Source organism: Pseudonocardia yunnanensis (genome assembly GCF_039534065.1).
GTDB lineage: Bacteria > Actinomycetota > Actinomycetes > Mycobacteriales > Pseudonocardiaceae > Pseudonocardia > Pseudonocardia yunnanensis.
Genome location: NZ_BAAAUS010000048.1, coordinates 46,535 through 71,691 on the forward strand (window position 1 = coordinate 46,535; position 25,157 = coordinate 71,691).

Genomic DNA, 25,157 nt, shown 5'->3' on the forward strand with positions numbered 1-25,157 from the left:
CAGCTGTGTGCTGCGCCCGGCAGGGCTCCGCGCGCTCGCCCGCCGCCGCTGGTCAGCGAGTGGCGCGCAGGTGCTCTGCGATGTCGGCGATGCGCCCCAGCACACCGTTCAGATATCGCGGGCTGTCGTCGGTGGACAGGGTGCGGGCCAGCTCGACGGCCTCCGTGATCGCCACCGGGTCGTCGATCTCGTCCACCCACAGCAGCTCGAACACCCCGATGCGCAGCAGGGTGCGGTCGACGGCGGGCATCCGCTCCACCGTCCAGCCCTCGGCGTGCTCGGCCAGCAGCTGGTCGATGCGATCCCGGTGCTGCACGACGCCCTCCACGAGCATCGCGGCGTAGTCGGAGACGGGAGGCGCGTCGTCGGTCTCACGCCGCTGCGTGAGCACCGCGAGCGGGTCGTCGCCGCGCGCCTCCGACTCGAAGAGGATGTCGAGGGCCCGCTTACGAGCCCTCGTCCGCGCCCGGATCATCAGCTTGATACGCGGCCGAGGTAGCGCCCGTCGCGGGTGTCCACCTTGACCTTCTCGCCGGTGGTGACGAACAGCGGCACCTGGATCTCGGCGCCCGTCTCCACGGTGGCGGGCTTGGTGCCGCCGGTGGACCGGTCGCCCTGCAGGCCAGGGTCGGTGTGGGAGATCACGAGCTCGACCGACGCCGGCAGCTCGACGTACAGCGCCACGCCCTCGTGCAGCGCCACCATCGCCGACTGGTTCTCCAGCAGGTAGTTCGCCGCGTCGCCCACGGTGCCCTCGGGGATCGGGATCTGGTCGAAGGTGTCGCCGTCCATGAAGACGAAGTCGGCGCCGTCGCGGTAGAGGAAGGTCATGTCCCGCCGGTCGACGGTGGCGGTGTCCACCTTCGTGCCGGCGTTGAAGGTCTTGTCGACGACCTTCCCGGTGAGCACGTTCTTCAGGGTGGTGCGCACGAAGGCGCCGCCCTTGCCCGGCTTCACGTGCTGGAACGCCGTGACCGACCACAGCTGGCCGTCCAGGTTGAGCACCAAGCCGTTCTTCAGGTCGTTCGTGGTGGCCACGTGCGGGATTCTCCTGCGTCTCTACGAGGGCGTCGGTCGGCTCGAGGGTTCCGCAGTGCGGGACTGCCGTAACGCGCCGGGGTGTGCTGAGTGAGCGGCGCCTGATCGCGCCGTCGTCCGCGACAAGCCTACCGCTAGAGCTCCAACAGTTCCTTGCTGGTGCGGGTGAGCAGGTCCGGCTCGCCGTCGCGGACGACGAGGGTGTCCTCGATCCGCACTCCGCCTCGCCCCTCGATGTACACACCGGGCTCGACGGTCAGCACCATCCCCGCTGCCAGCGCGCCGGTGCCGGTCCTCGCCAGGGCCGGCGCCTCGTGGATCTGCAGTCCCACCCCGTGGCCGAGCCCGTGCACGAACTCGGCACCCCGCCCGGCCGCGTCCACCACACTCCTCGCGGCCTCGTCCACATCGGACGTCGCGGTGCCCGGGGCGAGCGCTGCGCGACCGGCGGCCTGCGCCGCCGCGACGAGTTCGTACAGCTCCCGTTGCCAGGCAGCGGCGGGGCCGAGCACGACGGTGCGGGTCATGTCCGAGTGGTAGCCGTCCACGAGCGCCCCGAAGTCCAGCGTCACCAGGTCGCCGGCTCGTAGCTGCGCGCTCGTGGGGCTGTGGTGGGGCACCGCGGAGTGGACGCCCGCCGCCACGATCGTCTCGAAGGCCGGACCGGTGGCCCCGTGGTCGCGCATACGGCTCTCCAGGTCGAGCGCGACCTCCCACTCGGTGCGGCCGGGCCGCAGTCCGCCTGCGGCCATCAGGTCGGCCAGGGCTGCGTCACCCGCGGCGCAGGCGGCCCGCAGCGTGGCGATCTCCCCGTCGTCCTTGACCGTGCGCAGATGCTGCACGAGCCCGGGCGCGCGGTGCAGCTCCACACCGCCACCCGCCTCGACCAGCGCCGCGTGGCCGTCGACGGTGACCGAGTCGGACTCGAACCCCAGCCGGTCCACGCCCCACTCACGGCACCATGCGACGAGGGCAAGTGCACAGGGCCGGTCGATCACGGTGTCCAGGTCGGGCACCTCCGCCGCGGCCTGCACCCGGTAGCGCCCGTCGGTGCACAGGCGGCTGTGCGAGTCGCCGTCCGCGTGCACGAGCAGCGCCGCATTGGACCCGGTGAACCCGGTGAGATAGCGGATGTTCACGAGGTCGGTCAGGAGCAGTGCGTCGACGCCGGCAGCAGGGAGCAGCTCGCGCAGGGCGGCACGACGCGACGAGGAGGACATCCCCGCACTTTACGACCACCGCTGCGCCCATCCGCGGATGTGTCCGTAGGGCGATCACGGGGTACGCGGTGACCATGAGAATCGGAACGAGCATCGGACTGATCGCGATCGGGCTGATCCTGGCCCTCGCCGTCCGGGTCGACCTCGGGGGCCTCGACCTCCAGCTCATCGGCTGGATCCTCGCCGTCGTCGGCGTGGTCGGACTCGTGGCCAGCCTGCTCATCGCCCGGCAGAGCCGCCCGGTGATCACGCGCGACGAGGTGCATCAACCGCACGTCCACGACCAGCGCTACTGATCGCCGGAGTGCCGGCCCCGGCCTGACGGGCCGGTGCCGGCGCAGCCTGATCCGCTCGCCATCTTGACCATGAAGCGGCTAAGTGATTTAGTCACTTAATGCCTCGCGCCGAGCGGACATTGTCCGAGCAACTATCCGACGACATCGTCGAGATCATCCGTGCCGAGCGCCTCGGCCCCGGCGACGCGCTCGCCCCCTCGCGCGATCTCGCCCGCCGCCTCGACGTCACCACGCCGACGCTCCGCGAGGCGCTGCGCCGGCTCGAAGCCACCGACGTCGTGCAGTTCCGGCACGGCTCGGGCACCTACGTCGGCCCCGGCATCCACCGCAGGTTGCTGGCCAACCCGCACGGACCGCGCATCGACCGGGAGAGCGTGCTCGAGCTCGTCGAGGCGCGCCTCGTGCTGGAACCCGCCATCGCCGCCGCCGCCGCACGCACGCGCGCCGAGGAGGGCGTGCGACAGCTCGAAGCGGCCGTCACGAACGCCCTGCAACCCCCGGTGCGCGACGTGCGTCCCGCGGTGCACTTCCACGTCGCCCTCGCCACCGCGAGCGGCAACGCGCTGCTGCGCGAGACGCTCGAAGCGCTGCTGCACGTCCGGGCCCTGGATCAGATCGAGATCCGCCACCGGTACGACGACCGGGAGCGCGACCACGCCGAGCACGTCCAGATCCTCGACGCCGTCCGGAGCGGCGACCAGGAAGCCGCGGAGCGCATCACCCGCGAGCACCTGATGGCGATCCGGGACGTCATCGCGGCCACCGACCTTCCCCGGTCCGGCGAGTGAGCCGACCGATGCGGCTGGGCGACATGACCACCGCGGAAGCGGCCGAGGCGGTGACCGCGAGCCCCGTCGTGATCATCCCGGCCGGGGCCTTCGAGCAGCACGGGCCCGCGATGCCGCTCGCCACCGACCAGATCCGGGCCGAGGCGGTGGTCGACAACGTGGTCGCCGAGCTGGGCGGGCGGGCCGTGATCGGGCCACCGCTTCCCGTCGGCGTCTCCCCCCACCACGCCCGCTTCTCCGGCACGGTGTCCCTCACCACCACGACCTTCGCCGCGCTGGTGCGCGAGTACGCCGACAGCCTGTACCGCCACGGCTGGCGGAAGGTTCTCGTGGTCACCGGGCACGGCGGCAACAACGCCACCCTCACCACCGTCGCCCAGGACCTGCTGACCAGCCACCCCGACCTGCAGTTCGCCTGGACCCCCATCACAGCACTCGCCTCCGACGTCATCGCGGGGATGCAGATCAGCGAGGTGCACGGGCACAGCGGCGAGGCCGAGACCGCACAGATGCTCTTCCTGGCTCCCCACCTCCTGCACCAGGACCGACTCGTCGCGGGCGCCCACTCCCGCGCCGACCTCGGTCCGCTCGCCGGGCTGGCGCTGCGCGGCAGCGCTCCCACCTTGACCGCCCGCTACGACCTGCTCAGCGCGAACGGTGTGCTGGGCGATCCGCGGCGGGCCACCTCCGATGACGGGGCAGCGATCGTCGACGCCGTCGTGCGCCGGATCGTCGCCTTCGTCGAGGGGTGGCTGACCACCGAGATCGAAGGAGGCAACGATGGGAAGCAGGACAGCTCGTGTCGTCGGAGTACTGGGGGCAGCCCTGGCGGGGCTCGCCCTCATGGGGAGCTTCCTCGCTCCGCCCGCAATGGCGTCGCCACCATCCCGACCAGCGATGAGTGACGCCGCCGGGTGCCGGTCATCGCCCGACCAGAAGCCCGGTACCAGCGTCAAGCACACCATCCACAGCGGTGGACGCGACCGGACCTACCAGTTGCATCTGCCGAAGGACTACAGCGCGAAAAGCTCGTGGCCACTGATCATCGCGTTCCACGGCCGCGGTAACACCGGTGCGAGCACCGAGGAGTTCTCCAAGCTCTCGACACTCCCGGCGGTCGTCGCCTACCCCAACGGCGTGGTGGGCACCGGGGGCGGGGACCGTCAGGCGTGGGAGGGGGCGCCCTACGCCGCGGCCGGGGTGGACGACGTGGCGTTCACCGGGGATCTTCTGGACTCGCTCGAGAAGACGCTGTGCGTCGACCAGCAGCGGGTCTACGCCACCGGGAAGTCCAACGGTGCCGGGTTCACCGGGCTCCTCGCCTGCCGCATGGCTGATCGGTTCGCCGCCATCGCTCCGGTCGCGGGGGCCTTCTACGGACAGACCGGCAACGACTGCCATCCGTCCCGCCCGGTGCCGGTGCTCGAGTTCCACGGCACGGCCGACGCGACCATCCCGTACGACGGCGCCGCCGACCGCGACCTTCCGGCGATCAAGGACTGGGTCGCGGCATGGGCCAAGCGTGACGGGTGCAATGCCAAGCCCGTCGAGAAGAGCCTCGGGGCAGACGTCACGGAGTCGCGCTGGACGGGCTGCAAGGGCGGGGCGGAGGTCCGCCACGTCGCCGTCAAGGGTGGCGGGCACACCTGGCCGGGCGCTGACATCCACAGCGGCGGTGGCGTCACGACCCAGACCATCGAGGCGCACGAACTGATCTGGCAGTTCTTCAGCCGCTTCCGGCTGCCCGCGGCCTGATCCCGCTCGCACGACCCCGCCCATCGTCAACGGTGATCGATCGAGGAGACGCCATGACCACCCGAGTCCCCGAGGACTCCGGCGCCCCCGCAACGCTTACGAAGGTTGCGGAGCCCCGGTTGCCACTGATCATCCGCGCGATGGGCGGGATCGAGCGGGTCGGCAACGCCCTGCCCCACCCGTTCTGGCTGTTCTGGATCCTGTCCGGGATCCTCGCGGTCGCCAGCGCCGTGCTCGCCGGTATCGGCGTGTCGGTGGTGTCGCCGAGCGACGGCGAGACCGTCACCGTTCGGAACCTGCTGAGCGGTGACGGTCTGGCCATGGCCGTCTCCACGATGGTCGACAACTTCGCGTCGTTCCCCCCGATGGCCACGATCGTCGTGGTGATCATGGGCGTCGCGGTGGCCGAGCGCAGTGGCTTCCTAGCTGCGCTGATGCGGGTGAGCGTCTCGCGGGTGTCGGCGTCGTGGGTGGTCTTCGCCGTCGCCTTCGCCGGCACGGTGGCCCACGTCGCCTCCGCGGCCGCGTACATCATCCTGGTGCCTCTCGGCGGCCTCGCCTTCCGCGCCGTGGGGCGGTCCCCGATCCTCGGCATCGTCGTCGCCTACACCGCCATCGCCTCCGGGTACGACGCCAGCCCCGTCCCCACCCCGAACGACGCGATCTTCGCCGGCATCACCACCGCGGCGGCCCGGATCGTCGATCCCGACGCGTACGTCTCGCCGCTCAGCAACTGGTTCTTCAACATCGCCTCCTCGGTCGTGCTCGCCGTGGTGATCACGCTGGTGACGAAGTTCGTGCTCAGCCGCCGGCCGGACCTCGACGCCGACCCCGACGCCGACCTGGAGGACATCGGCTCGCTCAGCCTCAGCGCCGCTGAACGTTCCGGCGTGCGCCGGGCGCTGGCCGCCCTGCTGGCCGCGCTCATCGTGCTGACGCTCGTGATGCTGCCCGTCTCCTCGCCACTGCGCGGCGACGGCGGCAGCATCGTGGACTCCCCGCTGCTCGACGGGATCGCCGCCGTGGTGGCGTTGCTGTTCGGCCTGGTCGGCATCGTCTACGGCCGGCGATCCGGCTCGATCACCAGAGCGAGCGACGTCCCGAACCTGATGCTTCAGGGCATCAAGCAGATGGCCCCGGTGCTGGTCCTCTTCTTCGCGATCGCCCAGTTCCTCGCCTACTTCGACTGGAGCCACATCGGCGACGTCATCGCGGTGGAGGCGGCCGAGGCACTGCAGGCCAGCGGTGCGCCCATCGTCGTCGTGTTCCTGCTGGTCCTCGTCCTTCTGACGCTGGTCAACATCATGGTCACCAGCGGCTCGGCGATGTGGGCCGTGTCGGCTCCGGTGATCGTCCCGATGTTGATGCTCGTGGCTGTCCCGCCGGAGACCACCCAGGCGCTGTTCCGGATCGCCGACTCGGGATCCACCGCGATCACGCCGATGAGCCCCTATTTCGTCATGGCGCTGGGCTTCCTGCAGCGCTACCGGAAGAACGCCGGCATCGGGACGCTCGCGTCCTACACGCTTCCTCTGGCCGTCGCCATGACCGTGGTGTGGACCCTGCTGTTCCTGGCCTGGTGGTGGATCGGCATCCCGCTCGGGCCCGGTGCGCCCGTGCGGTAGCCGGGCCGTCAGGCCTGCGCGGCCCCGGCGATCCAGCGCAGCGCGAGAGCGTAGCCGTCGACGCCGAGCCCGACGATCACTCCGCTCGCCACCGCGGAGATGTAGGAGTGGCGACGGAACTCCTCACGGGCGTGCACGTTGGTGATGTGCACCTCCACCAGCGGCGCCGTGAGCTGGGCGCACGCATCGCGCACCGCCACGGAGGTGTGGGTCCACGCCGCGGCGTTGAGCACCACGGGAGTGGCGGCGTCGGCGGCCTCGTGCAGCCAGCCGAGCAGCTCTCCCTCGTGGTCGGTCTGCCGGACCTCGACGGCCAGGCCCACCTCGCCGCCGGTGCGCTTGCACAGGGCCACGAGGTCGGCGTACGTCGTTGCGCCGTACAGGGCGGGTTCCCGGGTGCCGAGCCGGCCGATGTTCGGCCCGTTCAGCACGAGCACGGGCCGCAGGTCGGTCACCGGTACCTCGCTCACTGGCACATCGCTCACTGGGACACCGCCGCGTACGCCTTCTCCAGCAGCTCGGGCGCCGGCCCCTCCAGGCGACCGGGCGCCGCGACCCCGTCCAGCACGACGAAGCGCAGCTTCCCCCCGCGCGTCTTCTTGTCACCGCGCATCGTCTGCACCAGCTCGGGCAGCACCCCGGGCACATAGGCGACCGGCAGGCCGATCGACTGCAGGATCGCGCGGTGCCGGGCCACCGTGGCGTCGTCGAGCCTGCCGGCCGCGTGGGAGAGCTCCGCGGCGAACACCATCCCGACGCTCACCGCCGCCCCGTGCCGCCACCGGTAGTCCTCGCGCCGCTCGATCGCGTGGGCCAGCGTGTGGCCGTAGTTGAGGATCTCCCGCAGGTGCGACTCGCGCAGGTCCGCTGCCACGACGTCGGCCTTCACCTGGATCGAGCGACGCACGAGCTGCGGGAGGACGTCACCGGAAGGGTCCAGCGCGGCGACCGGATCCTCCTCGAACAGGTCCAGGATCACCGGGTCGGCGATGAACCCGGTCTTCACGATCTCCGCGCTGCCTGCGGCCAGCTCGGTGGGAGGCAGCGTGTCGAGCACGGCCAGGTCCACGAGCACCGCCGACGGCTCGTGGAACGCGCCGACGAGGTTCTTCCCGGCCGGGGTGTTGATACCGGTCTTGCCGCCCACCGCAGCGTCGACCATGGCGAGGAGGGTGGTGGGCACGTGGACCACCCGCACCCCGCGCATCCAGGTGGCGGCCACGAAGCCGGCGAGGTCGGTGGCGGCACCGCCGCCGAGGGACACGACCATGTCGCTGCGCGTGAGGCCGATGCGGGCGCAGACCTCCCAGCAGAACCCCGCCACCGCGAGCGCCTTGCCGTCCTCGGCGTCGGGCACCTCCACACGGTGGGCGTCGACGCCGGCGGCGGCGAGCTCACCGCGCAGCTGCTCGGCGAGCTCGGCGAGCGCCGGCTGGTGCACGAGCGCCGCGACCGTGGCGCCATGACCCGCCACGGTGGCCGCCAGCTCGGCCCGCACACCCCGGCCCACGAGCACTGGATACGGCCGCTCGCCGGCCACCTCGATCCGAACGGTCTCACTCACGCGGCCTCCTCGCTGACGCTCGTCGGCCGCGTTCGCAGAACTGCTGTGCCTGATGGTTCGCTCGCAAGCTCGCTCACGTAGCCACCTCGCTGACGCTCGCCGGCCGCGTTCGCGGAGCTGCTGTGCCTGATGGTTCGCTCGCAAGCTCGCTCACGTAGCCACCTCGCTGACGCTCGCCGGCCCCGTTCGCAGAACTGCTGTGCCTGATGGTTCGCTCGCAAGCTCGCTCACGTAGCCACCTCGCTGACGCTCTCCGGCCCCGTTCGCGAAGCTGCAGTGCCTGATGGTTCGCTCGCAAGCTCGCTCACGCCGCCACCCTACTGACGGCTCGGACCCCCGCCAGGACACACCGGGCGGGCGCGCTCACGGCTGCAGACCGGCCCCCGGGAGCACACCGGGATCGGGCAGCATGGCGCTCTCGTGGGGCGTGGGCCGGTCCAGCGGGTCGTCGGGATCGACCGGCTCCTCGGGCGCCGACGCCGGCAACTCCCCGAGAGCCACCAGCACCGCCCGCGCCACCTGATTGGCACTGCGCCGGTCGGTCTCCACCTCGACAGTCGCGACCTCCCGGTACAGCGGGGCACGCGCGTCGAGAAGCGCCTTGAACGTGGCCCGCGGGTTGACCCCGGCCAGCAGCGGGCGCGCGGTGGACATGCCGGTGCGGCGCAGCCCGTCCGCGAGCCCGACGGTGAGGTAGACGACCCGATGGTCCCGCAGCTTCTCCCGGGTGGCGGCCGCGAGCACGGAGCCACCCCCCAGCGCGAGCACGCCGTCGGTGCCGGCCAGAGCCTCGATGACGACCTCGTGCTCCATGGCGCGGAAGACGTCCTCCCCGTCCTGCAGGAAGATGTCGGCGATCGGCTTCCCGGCCCGCTCGACGATGAGCGCGTCGACGTCGGTGAACTCCACACCGAGCCGCCGCGCAAGCACCCGGCCGACGGTGGTCTTGCCCGCGCCCGGCGGACCGACGATGACCATCGTGGGACGTCTCTCGAAACTCACCGGCCTCAGGGTAGTGACCCCTGCGAATGTTCCTGGAGGCCCTTGGTCGAACGACAATGGGGGCCAGCTACCCTGCGATCACTGCGGCGAATACCTGCGATCTCTGCGGCTTTGCCGGATTGTGCGGAAACGGCACGTGGGGTTGCGCGATCGGAGTGCTGGATGAACGACGTCGGGGGCGGACAGGGCGGTCGGGGGGCATCCGGCGGCGGAGCACGGCGGCCGGTGGACCGCCGGTTGAGCCATCACCAGGATCGCGACAAGCCTCCCGTGCTGCGTACCGGGGATGACCCACCACCACCCGCCCGCGAGCAGCTCCCCCTCCCCCGACGGCGCCGACAGGCCCATCTGGAGCCACAGCTGCGCAACCCGGGAAACAACGAGGCAGGCACGCCCTTCGCCGCGTTCACCACGCAGGCGCCTGCCCCGGAGGAAGCCCCCCGGGAAGACGCTCCGTCGGAGCCCAGCACGCCACCCGCCGGCTCCGACGTGGCTGCCGCATTCCACTCCGCCACCCGGCGCGGGCGGCTGCACCGGCGCCCACACTTCTTCGAGGGCAGAGGCGGACGGACGGCTCCGGAGGACCCGGCGCGGTAAGCCCCGGGACCTGTCCCCGTCGTAGGGCCGATCGAGGTCCCGTCCGGCGTGTGGTTCGGTGCGGTGCGGCGGCCTGATGATCGCTGGATCGGGTGAAATCACGACATTGGGTGGCCGGGACACGACCAGAGCCGCGGCCGGGCGGCAGCGCCAGGGCCTGCGGGCGCTTCGGCACGGTCGCCGGTCCCGGGCTCAGCGCTCACGGCCGAACACCCGCGTCGCAGCGCGCGGACCAAACCCGCAGCCAACCATGATCACCGATCTGGGACGCACAACCGCACTGAACACGGTCGCCGGTCCACAACCGGCGATCAAGAGCGAGCGCTCGGCCAAGCGCAGGCGAAGATCACCATTTCGGGACGCGCAGCCGCCCATGGCGCGATTGCTGGTCCCCAACCAATGATCAAGGTCGGCACTCGGGCTGAGGTGTGGGGACCGGGCCACCAGGACCAGCCAGGATCGCTACCAGACTCACAGGCCCGCCAGCCCACACAAGCCTCGCAACCCACCGCCGACGCGACCCCACCACTGAGCGACGGCACGGTCATCGGTCCCGGGCCCAGCGCTCAGGACTGAACACTCGCGTCGTGGCCCGCGGACCAAACCCGCAGCCAACCATGATCACCGATTTGGGACGCCCAACCGCGCTCAATACGGTCGCCGGTCCCCAACCGATGATCAAGAACAAGAGACCGGGCCACCGGCCGGTGAAGATCATCAATTGGGACACGCAGCCGCTTCTGACGCGATTGCCGGTCCCCAGCCGATGATCAAGCCCCGGACAGCTCGAACTGCGGACCGGACCGGCCTCCGCAGCCGCTGGAAACACCCACCACCCGCGGGGCCGATCCAACGCCGCCCACCGGCGAAGATCACCAAAGCGGGACCCCCAGCCGCATATGGCGCGGTTGCCGGTCCCTCATCGATGATCAAGGCCGGGTACTCGGGGCTGCGGGAGCCGAGGTGACTCCCCGGCCCCGAGGCACGAGCACGTCAGCGGTCAGTGGTGGTCGGCGTCCCGGTAGGCGCGGAGGTTGCGGCGGGTCTCGGCGAGCGAGTCGCCGCCGAACTTCTCCAGCGCCGCGTCGGCCAGCACCAGGGCGACCATCGCCTCGGCCACCACACCCGCCGCAGGCACCGCACACACGTCGGAGCGCTGGTGGATGGCCTCAGCGGGCTCCCCGGTGGCGATGTCCACGGTCTGCAGGGCACGGGGCACCGTGGAGATCGGCTTCATCGCCACCCGCACCCGGACGGGCTCGCCGTTGGACATGCCGCCCTCGATGCCTCCGGCCCGGTTCGACAGCCGCTTCACCGGGTCGCCGGGGATCATCTCGTCGTGCGCAGCGCTGCCCCGGCGGCGCGCGGTGCGGAACCCGTCGCCGATCTCGACACCCTTCATCGCCTGGATGCCCATGAGCGCACCGGCGAGCCGGGCGTCGAGCCTGCGGTCGGACTGCGCGTACGAGCCGAGCCCGACGGGCAGCCCGTAGGCGATGACCTCCACCACGCCGCCGAGGGTGTCGCCGTCGCGTTGCGCGGCGTCGACCTCGGCCACCATCGCCGCGGTGGCGGCCTCCGAGTATGCCCGGACCGGGCTGGCGTCCACGCGCTCCAGGTCGTCGGGGCCGGGCTGCTCGTCGTCGGGCGCTTCCGCGGCCCCGAGCGCAACGACGTGGGAGACGATGGCGACACCGAACGCCTGCTCGAGGAACGCCTTGGCCACGGTGCCCAGCACCACCCGCGACGCCGTCTCCCGGGCGCTGGCGCGCTCGAGTACGGGACGGGCGTCGTCGAAGCCGTACTTGATCATTCCGGCCAGGTCGGCGTGCCCCGGGCGCGGCCGGGTGAGCGGCGCGTTGCGGGCCCGGCCCGCGATCAGCTCGGGGTCGACGGGGTCGGCGGCCATCACCGTCTCCCATTTAGGCCACTCGGTGTTGCCGATCCGCACCGCGACAGGGCCGCCCTGGGTGACCCCGTGGCGCAGCCCGCCGATCACCTCCAGCTCGTCGGCCTCGAACTTCATCCGCGCCCCTCGGCCATAACCGAGGCGGCGGCGGGCCAGCTCGGCGGCCAGCTCCTTGGTGGTGATCTCGACACCGGCGACCATGCCCTCGAGCACGGCGACCAGCGCGGGACCGTGGGACTCCCCTGCGGTGATCCAACGCAACACGCTGCCGATTCTCTCACCCCCCTCCATCGGCAGCCGGTACCGCACCCACGGCCGCCAGCCACGACGTGACCAGCCAGGTGGCCGCGAGCATCGACGGTCCGTGCGGCAGCGCCGCTCGACGCCCGAGTCTGCGGGTGGCCAGACCGGCGACGCCCAGCACCGCCGTGAGCACCGCGGCCAGGAACGCCGCCAGAACCAGCGCGGGCCATCCGGCGGCCGCCAGGACGGCACCCAGCGGGGCGGCGAGCTTCACGTCACCCGCGCCCATCGCGCGCGGGACCGCCAGATGGACGGCCCCGTGCGCCCCCACGGCCAGGGCGGCACCGGCGAGCCCGTGCAGGACCGCTGTGGGACCCAACGGGAGCAGGAGCAGCAAAGCGGCCGGGAGCGCCGGCAGCGTCAGCGCATCGGGCAGTCTGCGGTGCGCGAAGTCGACCGCACCGGCCGCGACGCCGAACCACGCGAGTGCAAGGAGCACGGGCACCCACACCGCCGGGACCACCCCGGCCGCCCAGGCCGCGGCGACGGCCGCCCACAACACACCCACCGCGATCTCGCACCACGGCGGCGGAATCCGTGCGCCACGCCGCAGCCGCCCGAGCAGATGCCGCGCCACGGCGCCGGCCGCTGCACCGGCGATCCCGGCACAGATCATCGCCGCCCCCTCGGTCACCACGTTGAGCGCCCGCAGCACACCACCGACGCCACCAGGCCGACTACCGACGCACCCACCGACAGCCGACTCACCGCGCCGCCGCTCTCAGGCGCCATCGCACACACCGGGCCGGCCCTTGATTGCCACGGCCCTCCGGGGACACGGCTTCCCACACCGCCCCACGCACCGCCGCGCACGGGACCGGCCTTGCCGTGACACCCGCCGCGTCGAATGCACTCAACGCTGCTCCCGGAACCCCAGCGGGCCACCACGGACTGACCCGCGCACCCCGACCCCCGACTCCCGACCCCAACAGCTCCGGCAGCAACGCCACACACCGGACCTGCCTCGCCCTGTCCCCCGCCACGTCGAATGCACCCGACGCTGACCGCGCAACCCCAGCAGGCCGCCACGGACTGACCACGCGCACCCCGACGACCGCCCCCAGCACCTTCACCGCACTGCGAGCCACCGGGGCCTCCCTTCCCCCGCAGCGCCCAGCTCGAACCGCCGCCTTCACAGCGCCCCAGCGCCGACCAGGACCGGGCCGGACGCGGCCGGTGCCCAGAACCGCGCCATCGCCGCAAGCACCGCCTCACACCCGGCACCACCGGCCGGGTGGCGACACCGCTGCCGCATCGCTCGTCGCTCGCCACACCGCGATCGTCGGGGTGGCCGGGTACGCCCACCACCGCCCGCTCGGATCTGTGGATGAACGACCCACGAGGTGGACAACCACACTCCACGCATGGCGACGTGATCCCAGAACGTTGGCATGATCCGGTGGTCCCGTCCGCAGATCCGAGGAGAAGCATGTCGGCGAGCACGACCATCGACCCCGCACTGCTCGAGCTGTTCACCGAGCAGCCCAACGGCATCCTCATCACCTTGAAGCGGGATGGCCGGCCGCAGTCGTCCGTCGTCACCCACGCCTTCGACCCCGAATCGAGGACGCTGCGCGTCTCCATCACCGACGGCCGCGCGAAGACGCGCAACCTCCGCCGCGACCCTCGCGCCAGCTATCACGTGAGCCGGGCCGACTACGGCGGCTACGTCGTCGGCGAGGGCATCGCGGCGCTCAGCCCCGTGGCCACCGAACCCCACGACGACACGGTCGAGGCTCTGGTGCGCTACTACCGCGATCTGCGCGGCGAGCACCCCGACTGGGACGAGTACCGCGCGGCCATGGTCGCCGAGGGCCGGGTGATGCTCACCTTGCGGCTCGACCACGCCTACGGCTGGGCCCGGCCCACGGGCTGACGGGCCGAGGGAGCAGGATCGAGGGGTGAGCGGGCGGGCGGAACGAAGGGAGCGCGTGGCGCGCGCGGTGGTGGACGCCGAGGTGGACCACGGCTACGCCCAACTACTGGGCGACCCCGATCGGCCGCAGGGTTGGACGTTGCTCCTCGACGGCACCGCGCAGTCGCACGTCGACCTCGAGGATCCGACGCACCTGGAGTTCGAGTACGTACGCCGCCTCGGCCACGTCGTCGACCTGATGGCGCCGCAGGCGATGCCACAGCGGGTGCTGCACCTCGGCGGCGGAGCGTGGACCCTGGCCCGCTACGTCGCCACCACGAGGCCGCGGTCCCCGCAGCAGGTCATCGAGGTCGACGCCGCCCTCGTGGATCTCGTGTCCTCCCGGCTGCCGGCTGACGGGCTCGGCATCGACGTGGTCGTCGGCGACGCGCGGGCCATGCTCACCCGGGCGGTGCCCGGCTCTGTCGACCTGCTCGTACTCGACGTCTTCGCCGGCGCCCGCACGCCGGCCCACCTGACGTCCACGCAGTTCCTCGAGTCGGCGGCGGCCGCGCTCGCGCCCGAGGGTGTGTACGCGGCCAACGTCGCCGACGGCGGGGATCTCCGGTTCGCACGGAGCCAGGTGGCCGCCGCCGTCGCGCGGTTCGCCGACGTGGCCGTCCTCGCCTCTCCGGACGTGCTGCACGGGCGGCGGTTCGGCAACCTCGTGCTCGTCGGCAGCCCGGCCGAGCTCCCCGTGGACGGACTGGTGCGGCGAGCCGCGGGCGACCCGTTCCCGGCCACAGTGCTCGCCGGCGATGACGTCCGGCGGTTCGCTGCGGACGCCTGCCCGCCCTCCGACCGCGCGGCGACCCCGTCGCCGCTCCCCCCGCCGGGGTTCTTCGGCCGCCCACCGGCCTGACGGGTCGGCGTCAGAACGCGCCGTTGGCGCGTGCCTCCGCCACGTTGGCCGCGTGCTCGGCGAAGGTCGCAGCGAAGCACGAGGTGCCGTCCTTCTGGCAGCGAACGAAGAAGTGCCAGGGTCCGGGGGTCGGCTCCAGAGCCGCCTTGATCGCTTCGGCACCGGGCGCGGCGATCGGGGTGGGCGGCAGGCCGGCCACGACGTAGCTGTTGTAGGGGCCGGGGCGCGCCCTGTCCTCGGGGGTGGTGCGCAGGGCCTGCAGGTCGAGCGGGTAGTTCACCATCGAGTCGAGCTCGAGTCGCTGACCGGCCCCGAGCCGGTTGTAGATCACCCGCGCCACCCTGGGCATGTCCGGGGTGATGGCCTCCTTCTCCACGAGCGAGGCGATGGTCAGCACGTCGTACGGGCTGGATCCGATGGCCTGCGCGCCCGACACCAGACCGGAGGCCTCGAGGCGCGTGTCCGAGGCAGCGAGCAGGCTGCGCAGCACGTCCACGGCCGATGCGCCGGGCTCGACGCTGTAGATGCCCGGCATCAGCAGGCCTTCCAGCCGGCGGGCCGGGTCGGCCTTCGCGACGCCTTCGAGCGCCCACGCCGGAACGCCGAGGGCAGCTGGGTCGGTGTCGACCATCGCTGCGCGCAGCGCGTCGACCGAGACGCACTGTTGGTTGCCGTCCACCGTGTAGCAGCTGGCCTTCGAGATCAGGCTGAGCACGCCCAGGGCGACCGTGCCGTCGGGCGCGCTCGTGTCGTCGAGCTGCACCCCGCCCCGGATCTCCAGCTGGCCCACCCGCGCGACCGGGTCGAGCAGCAGCGCCACGGCGGACGCTCCCGACATCCGCGACCGCATCTGGTAGTAGCCCGGCTGGACCGACCGGATCCGGCTGTCCTCCGCCGCGGCCTCGTTGAACGCCTGGACGCCCGCGACCACGCCGCGCTGGGTCAGGGTGCTGCCGATCTGGGTGGTCGAGTCGCCCGGTTTCACCTGAACGATGACCGAACCGGTGCCGTCACCGTCGAAGTCGGGTGTGGAGAACACCGACGAGAACACGTAGTAGCCGCCGCCCGCGATGGCGCCGAGCAGCAGGAGCACCGCGAGCAGCAGGATGCCGCCGCTCCGGCGCCGGCGGGTGCGGGTCCGCTGCCGCCCCCGTCGGGACGGCGGCTCGTCCTGCGGGCCGGGGTACACATCGATGGGTCCGGTTGCCACCGAGTCGTCCGCTGCACCACTGTGGTGAGGCGGTACTCCCTGGTCCCAACCGTCCGAGGTCACGGTTCCGACAGTATCGATGGCTCCGAGGAACCTGCAGAGCCGGGTCAGCGACGGCGCGCGGCGTCCAGCCAGCCCTGCAGAATCGCCACGGCCGCGGCCTGGTCGACCACCGCGCGCTGCTTGCGGCCCTTCACGCCACGCTCACGCAACTGCTGGGTGGCGACCACCGTGGTGAGCCGCTCGTCGGACAGCTCGATCGGCACATCGACGACCGACGCCAGCCCGGCGGCGAAGTCGCGTGCTGCTTCGGCAGCAGGCCCCTCCCGCCCGGCCAGCGTGCGTGGCAGCCCCAGGACGATGCCGACGACCTCGTGCTCGGCGACCAGCCCGGCGATCACCGTCAGGTCGCTGCCGCCCGCGACGTCGCGCGGGACGGTGACGAGCGGCGTGGCCAGCACACCGTCCGGATCGGACAGAGCAACCCCCACGCGCACCGCTCCGACGTCGATGCCGAGCCGACGTCCCCTCACACCGCCACCGTCACGTCCGAGAGCCGCTGGTCAGTTGCGCAGGGCCGAGCGCAGAGCCCGCACGGCGTCCGGAATGCCGGCCGGGTCGGTGCCACCGCCCTGCGCAAGGTCCGCCTTGCCGCCGCCTCGGCCACCGACGGCGGGAGCGAACGTGGGGATCAACGCGCCCGCAGCCAGGCCACGGTCGCGGGCGGCGGCCGTGGTGGCCACCACGAACGAGACCTTCTCCCCGTCGCCGGAGAACAACGCGACGACGCCGGGCTGCGAACCGAGCCGGCCTCGGACGTCGGAGGCCAGCGCGCGGAGGTCGTTGCCGTTCACCCCGTCGGGTGCAGCCACCGCGACGAGCGAGACCCCGTCGATGTCCTCGGCGCCGGCGGCGAGGGCCCCGGCCGAGGCCAGCACCGCGTCGGCACGCACCTTCTCGAGGTCGCGCTCGGCCGTGCGCAGCCGCTCGATCAGGCCGTTGATCCGCTCCGGGAGCTCTTCGGGGCGCGCCTTCAGCTGGTCGGCCAGCGTGGAGACGAGCAGGTGCTCCTTCGACAGGTGGCGGAACGCGTCGAGCCCGACGAGCGCCTCCACCCGTCGCACGCCGGAACCGATCGAGGCCTCCGACAGCACCTTGATCATGCCGATCTCACCGGTGCGCCCGACGTGGGTGCCACCGCACAGCTCGCGCGAGTAGTCGCCCATGTCGACCACCCGGACGCGGTCGCCGTACTTCTCACCGAAGAGCATCATCGCGCCGAGGCGCTTGGCCTCGTCCATCGTGGTCTCGTAGGCCTCGACCTCACGGTTCTGCTGCAGGACCGTATTGACCTCGTCCTCGATCTCGGCGAGCGCGGCCGGTTGGACGGCACCGGTGGGCGAGGTGAAGTCGAACCGCAGCCGGCCGGGAGCGTTGAGCGAGCCGGCCTGTGCGGCGGCGGTGCCCAGCGCACCACGTACGCCGGCGTGCACGAGGTGCGTGGCGGTGTGCGCCCGCGACACCGAAGCACGGCGTGACCGGTCGACCTCGGCCACGACGGCGGCGTCGAGCGACACCTCACCGGCGACGACGACGCCGCGGTGCACCCGCAGCCCGGCGACCGGCGACTGCACGTCGTCGACGCGGACGGTGAACGACGCCCCGCGCAGCTCGCCGGTGTCTGCCTGCTGACCGCCCGCCTCGGCGTAGAACGGGGTGCGGTCGAGCACGACCTCCACGTGCTCGCCCTCCCGCGCGGCCGCCACCGGCACGCCGTCGACGAGCAGGCCGACGATCGTGGCCTCCGCGCTGAGGTCGGTGTAGCCGAGGAACTCGGTGACGCCGTGGGTGTCGAGCACAGTGCGGTAGATGGAACCGTCGCCGTGGCCGACCTTGCGCGTGGCGGCGTCGGCCTTGGCCCGCGAGCGCTGCTCGTTCATCAACGCGCGGAAGCGGTCCTGGTCGACCTCGAGGCCCGCCTCGGAAGCCATCTCGAGGGTGAGGTCGATGGGGAATCCGTAGGTGTCGTGCAGCTGGAACGCCCGGTCACCGGGCAGCACGAGTCCGCCGCTGCTCTTCGTCTCCGCCACGGCGGTGTCGAAGATGCGCGATCCCGCGCTGAGCGTGGCGAGGAACGCCTCCTCCTCGGCCTCGACGACCGCGGAGATCCGCTCGAAGCCGCTGACGAGCTCCGGGTAGGTCGGCGCCATCTCGTCGCGAACGACCTCGGCGAACGACCGGAGCACCGGCTCGTTCACCCCCAGCAGCCGCGACGAGCGCACGATGCGCCGCAGCAGCCGCCGCAGCACGTACCCACGGCCCTCGTTGGACGGCGTGACGCCGTCGCCGATGATCATCACGCCGGACCGCGCGTGGTCGGCGATCACCCGGAACCGGACATCGTCGGTGGCGTCGACGCCGTAGCGACGGCCGGAGAACTCCTCGGCGCGGGTGATGACGGGGCGCACGAGGTCGGTCTCGTAGACGTTGTCGACACCCTGGAGCAGGTACGCGACCCGCTCGACTCCCATGCCGGTGTCGATGTTCTTGTGCGGCAGCGTTCCGATGGGCGGATGTCCGTCCTTCGGGCTGAGCTCGCCGCGGACATCCTGCATGAAGACGAGGTTCCAGATCTCCAGGTACCGGTCCTCGTCGGCCTCGGGGCCGCCCTCACGGCCGTGCTCGGGCCCCCGGTCGTAGTAGATCTCGGACGAGGGACCGCCCGGACCGGGCACGCCCATGTCCCAGTAGTTGTCCTTGCCGCCGCGACGCTGGATGCGCTCCAGCGGCAGCCCGGCGATCTTCCGCCAGAGCTCGATGGCCTCGTCGTCGTCGCGGTAGACGGTGACCCAGATGCGGTCGGGCTCGAACCCGTAGCCCCCGGCGTCCTGGCTGCTCGTGATCAGGTTCCAGGCGTGCTCGATCGCGCCGGCCTTGAAGTAGTCGCCGAACGAGAAGTTGCCGGCCATCTGGAAGAACGTGTTGTGCCGGGTGGTGCGGCCGACCTCGTCGATGTCGCCGGTGCGCACGCACTTCTGGATGGAGGTGGCGCGCGCGTAGGGCGGCGGCACCTCGCCGAGGAAGTACGGCTTGAACTGCACCATGCCTGCGTTGACGAACAGCAGGTTGGGGTCGTCGAGGATCAACGACGCGCTGGACACCTTGGTGTGCCCGGCGGCGACGAAGTGGTCGGTGAAGCGACGGGTGATCTCGTGGGTCTGCACGGCGGTGCTTCCTGGTGGGTACGACGAGGGAGGCCGTCTCCAGTCTCCCTCAGGGGCGGGGACGCGGATCGGCAGGGGGAGGGCGCAGCGGCGCCGCTACTCCCCTGCCCTGCGCGCTCGCGCGCCCGGCCGCACCACAGGATACGGCTCGTAGATGGCTTCCCTCATCGTCGGCAGGCCGCCACCGGTGCGGCGTTCGACGAGGTCGGTGAGCTCCTGCTCGCGCGCGACCATCCCGGCCCGCACCTCCGCGCCGAACGCGCCGAGGCCGGCACCGACCTCGCGCAGCCCGTCGGCGATGTTGGCCCCGACCCCGGCGGGGGTGAGGTTGTGGGCCGCGGCGGTGGCCCGCCGAGTGACGTACGCGCCTGCCGCGATCCCGAGCCCGAGCCAGAACAGCCTGCTCACCGACGTCCCCTCCGACGTCCAGGGCGGCTGCGCCGCGAGTGGGCACCGGCGTCGCGCCCCGCCCGCCGCGCCTTGACGGCCTTGTTCAGGCCGTAGGAGAACGCGGCGGCGCGGACGAGCGGACCGCCCAGCGTGGCGGTGAACAGCGACGTGAGCACGGAGATGTTGCTCGTGACCGTGCGGGCGCTGGAGGTGATGCCGTCGACGCGCTCGAGCTGCGTGTTGACCTGATGCAGCGTGGTCTGCGCGTTGTCCAGCAGCGGGGCGCTGCCCTCGTGGGCCTTGCGGATGGCGATCGTGGCCTCGTCGAGCGTGCGGGACAGCTTCAGCAACGGAACGGCCAGCAGCAGGACGAGCACCACGAAGGCCCCAGCCGCGATCAGTGCCGCGATCTGGCCTGCTGACACGACGCCTCCCCCATACCCGTCCGACCGGAAGTTGATCGCGGACAGGTTACTCCCCGGCCGTCACGGACGAGCTGGAGGCCCGGCGTATCCCGCGGCTCACTCCTCGTCCGGTTCCTCCTCCCCGTCCTCCACGAAGAAGCCGGCCAGGATTCGGCGCAGCCGGTTGAGCGCGCGGTGCTGGGTGACGCGCACGGCCCCCGGCGTCGAGCCGACAGCGTGGGCCGTCTCCTCGGCGCTCATCCCGACGGCGATGCGCAGCACCAGTACTTCGCGCTGGCGCGGCGTGAGATGACATAGAAGACCGACGAGACGCTCGGTGAGCTCGGCTGCGAGCAGGTGCTGTTCCGGCCCGTCGTGCACGGCCGGAACGTCCGGCAGGTCGGCCATCGGCTCCGAGCGGTTGCGGCTGATGGCCCGGAACGCGTCGGTCACCTTGTGCGCTGCGATCCCGTAGACGAACGCCCGGAACGACAGCCCCCTGATCGTGTAGCCGGGCAGCGCGTTGACGACGGCCAGGCAGACCTCCTGGGCGATGTCGTCGGCAGAGCCGATGACGGTCTCCTGGCGGCCGAGCCGTCCGCGGCAGTAGCGGAGCACAAGGGGATGGATGGCCGTGAGCAGCCGGTCCTTCGCCCGCGGCTCTCCCGCCACGGCCTCTGCGACCAGGAAGTCCAGCAGTGCCGGCTCTGTCGCATCCTCCTGCGTGTCCTGTGTGGAGCTTTCCGTTGCTGCCCGTAGTCGGACGGCGCGATACGGCTCTGCCGGCCCGCGCTGGGCCGGGACCAGGCCGGATGATCCCCCCGTGTCGACCGCCACCGCGAGGGCGCTCATTGGGTTTCACCTGTGATTGCAACGACGTGACGCTCAACAGACAACATGCTGGGTCCCCTCCCTGCACCGGCGCCTCACCGGTGTGACGCGTCAGCCGCCTGCCCTTCATTGGGCGTGGTGGCGGGTCGTGCCGTCGTACTCAGGAGAAACCGGACGGCCGACAGATACCTGCGATCCCCCGACGGCAGGGCCGACGTCCGATGTCGCCTCGTGCCTTCGCACACCTGCCGTGCCCAGCAAGGTGATCGAAGTCGTTCTACCTTCAAGTACGCAGTTTGGGTGACACCCCAAGTTGGAGTCAAGAGAAGTTCGACGGACGGTTAGTTACTCTCCGGTCAATGTCTGCGATCGATCAACCCCGTCCGCGGGACCCCCGCGCCCGAGCGGCACAAACGAAGCGCGATCGCACACGCCGAGCGTTACTCGATGCCGCCGACGCGGCGTTCGCCTCACACGGCTGGGCGAACGCGAGGATGGAAGACATCGCCGCCGCTGCGGGTGTGAGTGCCGCCACCGCCTATAACCATTTTCCGACGAAGCATGCGCTCGTCGGACACATCTTCCGTCCGGTTGTCCTGCCCCTCCTGACGGAGGCAGAGCAGGACATCGCGGCGGCCCGATCCATGGTTGACGCCCTGTGTGACCAGGTCAGCAGCCTGACCCGGATCACCTTCCGGTTCCGGTCGCTCACCGCCGCCTTCTGGTCGGCCGTGCAGGAGTACACGATCAGGGTGGCAGGGCCCGCCGACCCCGCCGACGAGATCGATCCCCGAATCCTGGCGCCCGTCCCCGTCCCTATTCAGATGCTCATCGAGCACGGGCAGGGAACCGGAGAGCTGCGACCATTCCCGAGTGCTCTCGAAGTGAGCGGACTGATTGTCAACATGGCGTTGATCCGGAGCGTCAACCGGCCACAGGAGTTGCCGGAGTTCACCTGCGAGATGTTACTGACCGTAATGTTCGGCATGCTGCGCCCGGAGTTGCTCGTCGACGCGGGCAACGACGGCAGGCCGTTCCGCAACCGGTTCCGACCGTGATTCCGTCCTCGTGCACCGCTCGGCGACGGAGCGGTCCCGTTGAGCGCTTCTCCCCGTGGTGGCCCAGCGGCGGCAGGGGGCGCGACTACTCCTCGGTTCGGTACGTGCCGTAGTCGGGCAGCTCCGCCGATTCGTACGTGTGCACGGTGAGCCCTGCCGCTGTGGTCCCGTTGCTGATCAGTCGCAGGCCGGTTCGCGCCGTGCCCTCCGGGAACAGCCGCCTGCCCGAGCCCACCACCAGGGGGGCGACCATCAACCGGATCGTGTCGATCAGCCCGGCCCCCAGCAACGACTGGGCAAGCAGCGCGCTGCCATGGATCTGAAGCTCCCGACCGGGCTGCCGCTTCAGCTCGGCGACCTGCGCCACGACATCTCCGGACAGGATCGTCGTGTGCGCCCAATCGGCCTGGCGCAGACTCTGGGATGCCACGTACTTGGGCAAGCTGTTCATCTTGCCGGCGAACGGGTCGTCCGGATCGGAGAGCGGCCAGAAGCTTGAGAAGCCGGCGTAGGTACGGGCGCCGAACAAGCACGCATCCGCCTCGTCGAACCACGCCCCGGCCACCTGAAAGAAGTCCTCGTCCAGGTAGGGCATGAGCCAGCCGCCGCGCGTGAACCCGTCGCTGCTGTCCTCGTCGGGAGACCCAGGACTCTGCGAGACGCCGTCCAGCGACAGGTACCCCGTCAACGTCAACCTCACCAGGCTTCTCCTCACCCGCGGCACCGGCGCACTGACCACGCCGAGGCCCGGCGGCGTCCGGGAAGCTCGGTGGCACGCCAGGGGTGCAGCCACCATCCGCCGCCGTGCCGACCCACGCCTGTGGATCTTAACGTCGCATCGGGCCGCCGGACGTGACTCACGGCCGGCGCCCGGCATGCCCGTGTCGTCTGCCACGCCGGTTTGGCGAGGAGATGAGCGCCAACGCCGATCGGCGGGCTCAGCTCAGCTCGGCCAGCACACCGGCCAACGCATCGACCGCGAACTCCACCTCGGCCTCGGTGATCACCAGCGGCGGCGAGAGCCGGATCGTCGAGCCATGTGTGTCCTTGACCAGCACGCCGCGCCGGACGAGTGCCTCGCCGACGTCGCGCCCGCTCCCCAGCCGAGGGTCGATGTCGACACCGGCCCACAGCCCGCACCCACGCACGGCGACCACGCCGTCGCCCACGAGCCCCGCCAGCCGTCCGTGGAGCACATCGCCCAGGTGGGCCGCCCTGGCGAGCATCCCCTCAGGACCGGTGTCGCTCAGCAGTTCGACCACGGCCCGGCCGACCGCACACGCGAGGGGATTGCCGCCGAACGTGCTGCCGTGCTGCCCCGGCTGCAGCACCCCGAGCACCGCGGAGTCGGCGACCACGGCCGACAGCGGCACGATCCCGCCGCCGAGGGCCTTGCCGAGCAGGTAGACGTCGGCGTCGGTCCCCGCGCCGCGGGTGGCCAGTACGTGCCCGGTGCGTCCGAGGCCGGACTGCACCTCGTCCGCGACGAAGAGGACGCCCGTCTCGTCGCAGATCTCGCGGACCGCCGCCAGGTATCCGGCAGGCGGAACGACCACGCCCGCCTCGCCCTGCACGGGCTCGATCAGCACCGCGACCGTGTCGGGCGTGATCGCGGCGCTCAGCGCGTCCGGATCGCCGTAGGGGACGACGTCGAAGCCGGGGGTGAACGGCCCGAACCCGCCACGGGCGTCCGGGTCGGTGGAGAAGCTGACGATGCTGATGGTGCGCCCGTGGAAGCCGCCGTCCGCGACGACGATCCGCGCGCGCCCGGGAGGTACGCCCTTCACCTCGTAGCCCCACTTGCGCGCGACCTTGAGCCCGCTCTCGACCGCCTCGGCGCCGGTGTTCATCGGCAGGACGAGCTGCTTGCCGACGAGCGCGGCGAGCTCCGCGCAGAACGGGCCGATCTGGTCGCTACCGAACGCACGACTGGTGAGGGTCACGCGGTCGAGCTGGCGATGGGCTGCTGCCACCAGCGCGGGGTGGCGGTGGCCGAAGTTCAATGCGGAGTAGCCGGCCAGGCAGTCGAGGTACCGGCGGCCCTCCACGTCGGTGACCCAGGCGCCTTCGGCGTGTGCGACCACGACCGGCAGGGGGTGGTAGTTGTGCGCCGAGTGCTCCTGCATGAGGAGCTCGTGGTGTGCGGTGGCGTTCCCGCCCGCGGCGCCGGTCGCCGTGCCGTCCTCGATGATCGTCATGCCCGTACCTCCAGCGTGCAGCACTTGGGTCCGCCGCCGCCCTTGAGCAGCTCGGACATCTCGACCGGGACAGGGACGAACCCGCGCGCGGCGAGCTCGGCGGCGAGTCGGGTCGCCTCCGCGGGCAGGACGACGTGCCGACCGTCGCTCACTGCGTTGAGCCCCAGCACCGCGGCGTCGGCCGGGTCGGCGACGAGCGCACCGGGGAACCGCTCGCGCAGCACCGCCTGGGACTCCGGGGTGAACGCCTCCGGCAGCCAGGCGATCGTGTCCTCGTCGAGCACCGCCATCGCCGTGTCGAGGTGGTAGTAGCAGGGATCGACCAGCTCGAGCGACACCACGGGCCTGCCCAGCACGGCTGCTGCCTCGGCATGGGCGCGCGGGTCGGTGCGGAACCCGGTGCCGGCGAACACCACGGCGCCTGCTCGGTTGCCCAGCACGAGCAGATCGCCCTCCCCCTCGTTCACGAACTCCGGCTCGACGACACGCGTGAAGCCGGCCGCCCGGAACCATTCGCGGTGCGCGACGGCCTCCGCGGCCCGCTCGCGGTGGCGGAACCGTGCGCCCAGCACGACACCGCCGACGACGGTGGCGCCGTTGGCGGCGTACACCATGTCGGGCAGGCCCGGGACGGGATCGAGCAGGTCGACGCGGTGGCCGAGGTCGAGGTAGGTGCGACGCAGGGCGTCCCACTGGGCCATCGCCAGGTCACGGTCGACCCGGACACCGGGCTGCATCCACGGGTTGATCGCGTACTCGACGGCGAAGTGCACCGGAGCGCACATGAGGTAGTGGCGGCGGGTGGCGGTGCGCTCGGCGGCTTCGCTCGCGCGGGGCAGGACGCTGGTCACGGGCTCGCTCCACGAGGTGTGCGGGGGTGGCCGCGGCGTCGGGACCGGGACGTTCATCAGGTTAGGAACGGCGAGGACGCCGGACAATTACGAAGCGTTGCCCGTACATGGCGGAAC

The 25,157-nt window shown here is 71.6% G+C and carries 25 protein-coding genes and 1 pseudogene; 9 read left to right on the forward strand and 17 right to left on the reverse strand.

Annotated elements, in window-relative coordinates; all coding sequences use genetic code 11:
- Nucleotides 1–52 precede the first annotated feature (52 nt).
- The 3 genes from nusB to ABD743_RS36535 form a co-directional block, all read right to left on the reverse strand.
- Nucleotides 53–472, reverse strand: a complete 420-nt coding sequence (nusB, locus tag ABD743_RS36525) for a transcription antitermination factor NusB (RefSeq protein WP_344728096.1) — start codon at nucleotides 470–472, stop codon at nucleotides 53–55.
- A gap of 2 nt (nucleotides 473–474) precedes the next feature.
- The gene (gene efp, locus ABD743_RS36530) at nucleotides 475–1,038 is read right to left on the reverse strand and encodes an elongation factor P (RefSeq protein WP_241038955.1); all 564 of its coding nucleotides are present in this window, start codon (nucleotides 1,036–1,038) and stop codon (nucleotides 475–477) included.
- A gap of 134 nt (nucleotides 1,039–1,172) precedes the next feature.
- A complete protein-coding gene (locus tag ABD743_RS36535) occupies nucleotides 1,173–2,258 on the reverse strand; it encodes a M24 family metallopeptidase (RefSeq protein WP_344727961.1) in 1,086 nt (361 codons plus the stop codon).
- 74 nt (nucleotides 2,259–2,332) lie between these two features.
- On the opposite strand from ABD743_RS36535, the gene ABD743_RS36540 reads away from it, so the two are divergent.
- From ABD743_RS36540 to ABD743_RS36560, 5 genes are all read left to right on the forward strand, one after another.
- Nucleotides 2,333–2,554 (forward strand): DUF6458 family protein, encoded by a 222-nt coding sequence (locus tag ABD743_RS36540; protein ID WP_344727962.1) that lies wholly within the window; start codon nucleotides 2,333–2,335, stop codon nucleotides 2,552–2,554.
- Nucleotides 2,555–2,652: 98 nt separating this feature from the next.
- A complete protein-coding gene (locus ABD743_RS36545) occupies nucleotides 2,653–3,342 on the forward strand; it encodes a FadR/GntR family transcriptional regulator (RefSeq protein ID WP_344727964.1) in 690 nt (229 codons plus the stop codon).
- Complete coding sequence (locus tag ABD743_RS36550) at nucleotides 3,339–4,247, forward strand: creatininase family protein (RefSeq protein ID WP_344727966.1); 909 nt, start codon at nucleotides 3,339–3,341, stop codon at nucleotides 4,245–4,247. Before ABD743_RS36545 ends, ABD743_RS36550 begins: the two co-directional genes overlap by 4 nt.
- The gene (locus ABD743_RS36555; RefSeq protein ID WP_344727968.1) at nucleotides 4,240–5,097 is read left to right on the forward strand and encodes an extracellular catalytic domain type 1 short-chain-length polyhydroxyalkanoate depolymerase; all 858 of its coding nucleotides are present in this window, start codon (nucleotides 4,240–4,242) and stop codon (nucleotides 5,095–5,097) included. The genes ABD743_RS36550 and ABD743_RS36555 overlap by 8 nt, the downstream gene beginning before the upstream one ends.
- 140 nt (nucleotides 5,098–5,237) lie before the next feature.
- A complete protein-coding gene (locus ABD743_RS36560; protein ID WP_379659299.1) occupies nucleotides 5,238–6,722 on the forward strand; it encodes an AbgT family transporter in 1,485 nt (494 codons plus the stop codon).
- 8 nt (nucleotides 6,723–6,730) lie between these two features.
- Here the strand turns inward: ABD743_RS36560 and aroQ are convergent, their stop codons facing one another.
- The 3 genes and pseudogenes from aroQ to ABD743_RS36575 all read right to left on the reverse strand — a co-directional run.
- Nucleotides 6,731–7,159 carry a type II 3-dehydroquinate dehydratase gene (gene aroQ, locus ABD743_RS36565; protein WP_344728097.1) on the reverse strand — a complete coding sequence of 143 codons (429 nt, stop codon included), beginning with the start codon at nucleotides 7,157–7,159 and terminating at the stop codon, nucleotides 6,731–6,733.
- Between the two features lie 44 nt (nucleotides 7,160–7,203).
- Nucleotides 7,204–8,286 (reverse strand): 3-dehydroquinate synthase, encoded by a 1,083-nt coding sequence (gene aroB / locus ABD743_RS36570; RefSeq protein ID WP_344727971.1) that lies wholly within the window; start codon nucleotides 8,284–8,286, stop codon nucleotides 7,204–7,206.
- A 501-nt stretch (nucleotides 8,287–8,787) separates the two neighbouring features.
- Nucleotides 8,788–9,264, reverse strand: a pseudogene (locus tag ABD743_RS36575) (shikimate kinase); the annotation flags it as partial.
- A gap of 186 nt (nucleotides 9,265–9,450) precedes the next feature.
- Here ABD743_RS36575 and ABD743_RS36580 point away from each other — a divergent pair.
- Nucleotides 9,451–9,885: a hypothetical protein gene (locus ABD743_RS36580; protein ID WP_344727973.1), complete on the forward strand. Its 435-nt coding sequence runs from the start codon at nucleotides 9,451–9,453 to the stop codon at nucleotides 9,883–9,885.
- A 1,000-nt stretch (nucleotides 9,886–10,885) separates the two neighbouring features.
- Here the strand turns inward: ABD743_RS36580 and aroC are convergent.
- Together aroC and ABD743_RS36590 are read right to left on the reverse strand one after the other, a co-directional pair.
- Nucleotides 10,886–12,058: a chorismate synthase gene (gene aroC / locus ABD743_RS36585; protein ID WP_344727974.1), complete on the reverse strand. Its 1,173-nt coding sequence runs from the start codon at nucleotides 12,056–12,058 to the stop codon at nucleotides 10,886–10,888.
- A 13-nt stretch (nucleotides 12,059–12,071) separates the two neighbouring features.
- Complete coding sequence (locus ABD743_RS36590; protein ID WP_344727975.1) at nucleotides 12,072–12,752, reverse strand: prepilin peptidase; 681 nt, start codon at nucleotides 12,750–12,752, stop codon at nucleotides 12,072–12,074.
- A gap of 774 nt (nucleotides 12,753–13,526) precedes the next feature.
- On the opposite strand from ABD743_RS36590, the gene ABD743_RS36595 reads away from it, so the two are divergent.
- Both ABD743_RS36595 and ABD743_RS36600 read left to right on the forward strand, forming a co-directional pair.
- Nucleotides 13,527–13,973 carry a PPOX class F420-dependent oxidoreductase gene (locus tag ABD743_RS36595; protein ID WP_344727977.1) on the forward strand — a complete coding sequence of 149 codons (447 nt, stop codon included), beginning with the start codon at nucleotides 13,527–13,529 and terminating at the stop codon, nucleotides 13,971–13,973.
- Nucleotides 13,974–13,998: 25 nt separating this feature from the next.
- The gene (locus ABD743_RS36600; RefSeq protein WP_344727978.1) at nucleotides 13,999–14,874 is read left to right on the forward strand and encodes a spermidine synthase; all 876 of its coding nucleotides are present in this window, start codon (nucleotides 13,999–14,001) and stop codon (nucleotides 14,872–14,874) included.
- A 10-nt stretch (nucleotides 14,875–14,884) separates the two neighbouring features.
- Here the strand turns inward: ABD743_RS36600 and ABD743_RS36605 are convergent, their stop codons facing one another.
- The 6 genes from ABD743_RS36605 to shbA all read right to left on the reverse strand — a co-directional run bounded on the left by ABD743_RS36605 (nucleotide 14,885) and on the right by shbA (nucleotide 20,954).
- Complete coding sequence (locus ABD743_RS36605; protein ID WP_344727979.1) at nucleotides 14,885–16,084, reverse strand: endolytic transglycosylase MltG; 1,200 nt, start codon at nucleotides 16,082–16,084, stop codon at nucleotides 14,885–14,887.
- A gap of 107 nt (nucleotides 16,085–16,191) precedes the next feature.
- Nucleotides 16,192–16,617, reverse strand: a complete 426-nt coding sequence (gene ruvX, locus ABD743_RS36610; protein ID WP_344727980.1) for a Holliday junction resolvase RuvX — start codon at nucleotides 16,615–16,617, stop codon at nucleotides 16,192–16,194.
- A gap of 30 nt (nucleotides 16,618–16,647) precedes the next feature.
- Nucleotides 16,648–19,308 (reverse strand): alanine--tRNA ligase, encoded by a 2,661-nt coding sequence (gene alaS / locus ABD743_RS36615; RefSeq protein WP_344727982.1) that lies wholly within the window; start codon nucleotides 19,306–19,308, stop codon nucleotides 16,648–16,650.
- A gap of 96 nt (nucleotides 19,309–19,404) precedes the next feature.
- A complete protein-coding gene (locus ABD743_RS36620; RefSeq protein ID WP_344727983.1) occupies nucleotides 19,405–19,716 on the reverse strand; it encodes a hypothetical protein in 312 nt (103 codons plus the stop codon).
- Nucleotides 19,713–20,123 carry a DUF948 domain-containing protein gene (locus ABD743_RS36625; protein ID WP_344727984.1) on the reverse strand — a complete coding sequence of 137 codons (411 nt, stop codon included), beginning with the start codon at nucleotides 20,121–20,123 and terminating at the stop codon, nucleotides 19,713–19,715. Before ABD743_RS36625 ends, ABD743_RS36620 begins: the two co-directional genes overlap by 4 nt.
- 96 nt (nucleotides 20,124–20,219) lie before the next feature.
- Nucleotides 20,220–20,954 (reverse strand): RNA polymerase sigma factor ShbA, encoded by a 735-nt coding sequence (gene shbA, locus ABD743_RS36630; RefSeq protein WP_344727985.1) that lies wholly within the window; start codon nucleotides 20,952–20,954, stop codon nucleotides 20,220–20,222.
- Nucleotides 20,955–21,229: 275 nt separating this feature from the next.
- Here shbA and ABD743_RS36635 point away from each other — a divergent pair, with 275 nt between their 5' ends.
- Entirely contained in the window at nucleotides 21,230–21,991 is a 762-nt protein-coding gene (locus tag ABD743_RS36635; protein WP_344727987.1) for a TetR family transcriptional regulator, read from the forward strand.
- A gap of 85 nt (nucleotides 21,992–22,076) precedes the next feature.
- On the opposite strand, the gene ABD743_RS36640 is transcribed toward ABD743_RS36635, so the two are convergent.
- From ABD743_RS36640 to ddaH, 3 genes are all read right to left on the reverse strand, one after another.
- Nucleotides 22,077–22,691, reverse strand: coding sequence for a dihydrofolate reductase family protein (locus ABD743_RS36640; RefSeq protein ID WP_344727988.1), 615 nt, complete (start codon nucleotides 22,689–22,691; stop codon nucleotides 22,077–22,079).
- A gap of 238 nt (nucleotides 22,692–22,929) precedes the next feature.
- Nucleotides 22,930–24,189, reverse strand: coding sequence for an ornithine--oxo-acid transaminase (gene rocD, locus ABD743_RS36645; protein ID WP_379659294.1), 1,260 nt, complete (start codon nucleotides 24,187–24,189; stop codon nucleotides 22,930–22,932).
- The gene (gene ddaH / locus ABD743_RS36650) at nucleotides 24,186–24,974 is read right to left on the reverse strand and encodes a dimethylargininase (protein ID WP_379659298.1); all 789 of its coding nucleotides are present in this window, start codon (nucleotides 24,972–24,974) and stop codon (nucleotides 24,186–24,188) included. The genes rocD and ddaH overlap by 4 nt, the downstream gene beginning before the upstream one ends.
- Nucleotides 24,975–25,157 lie beyond the last annotated feature (183 nt).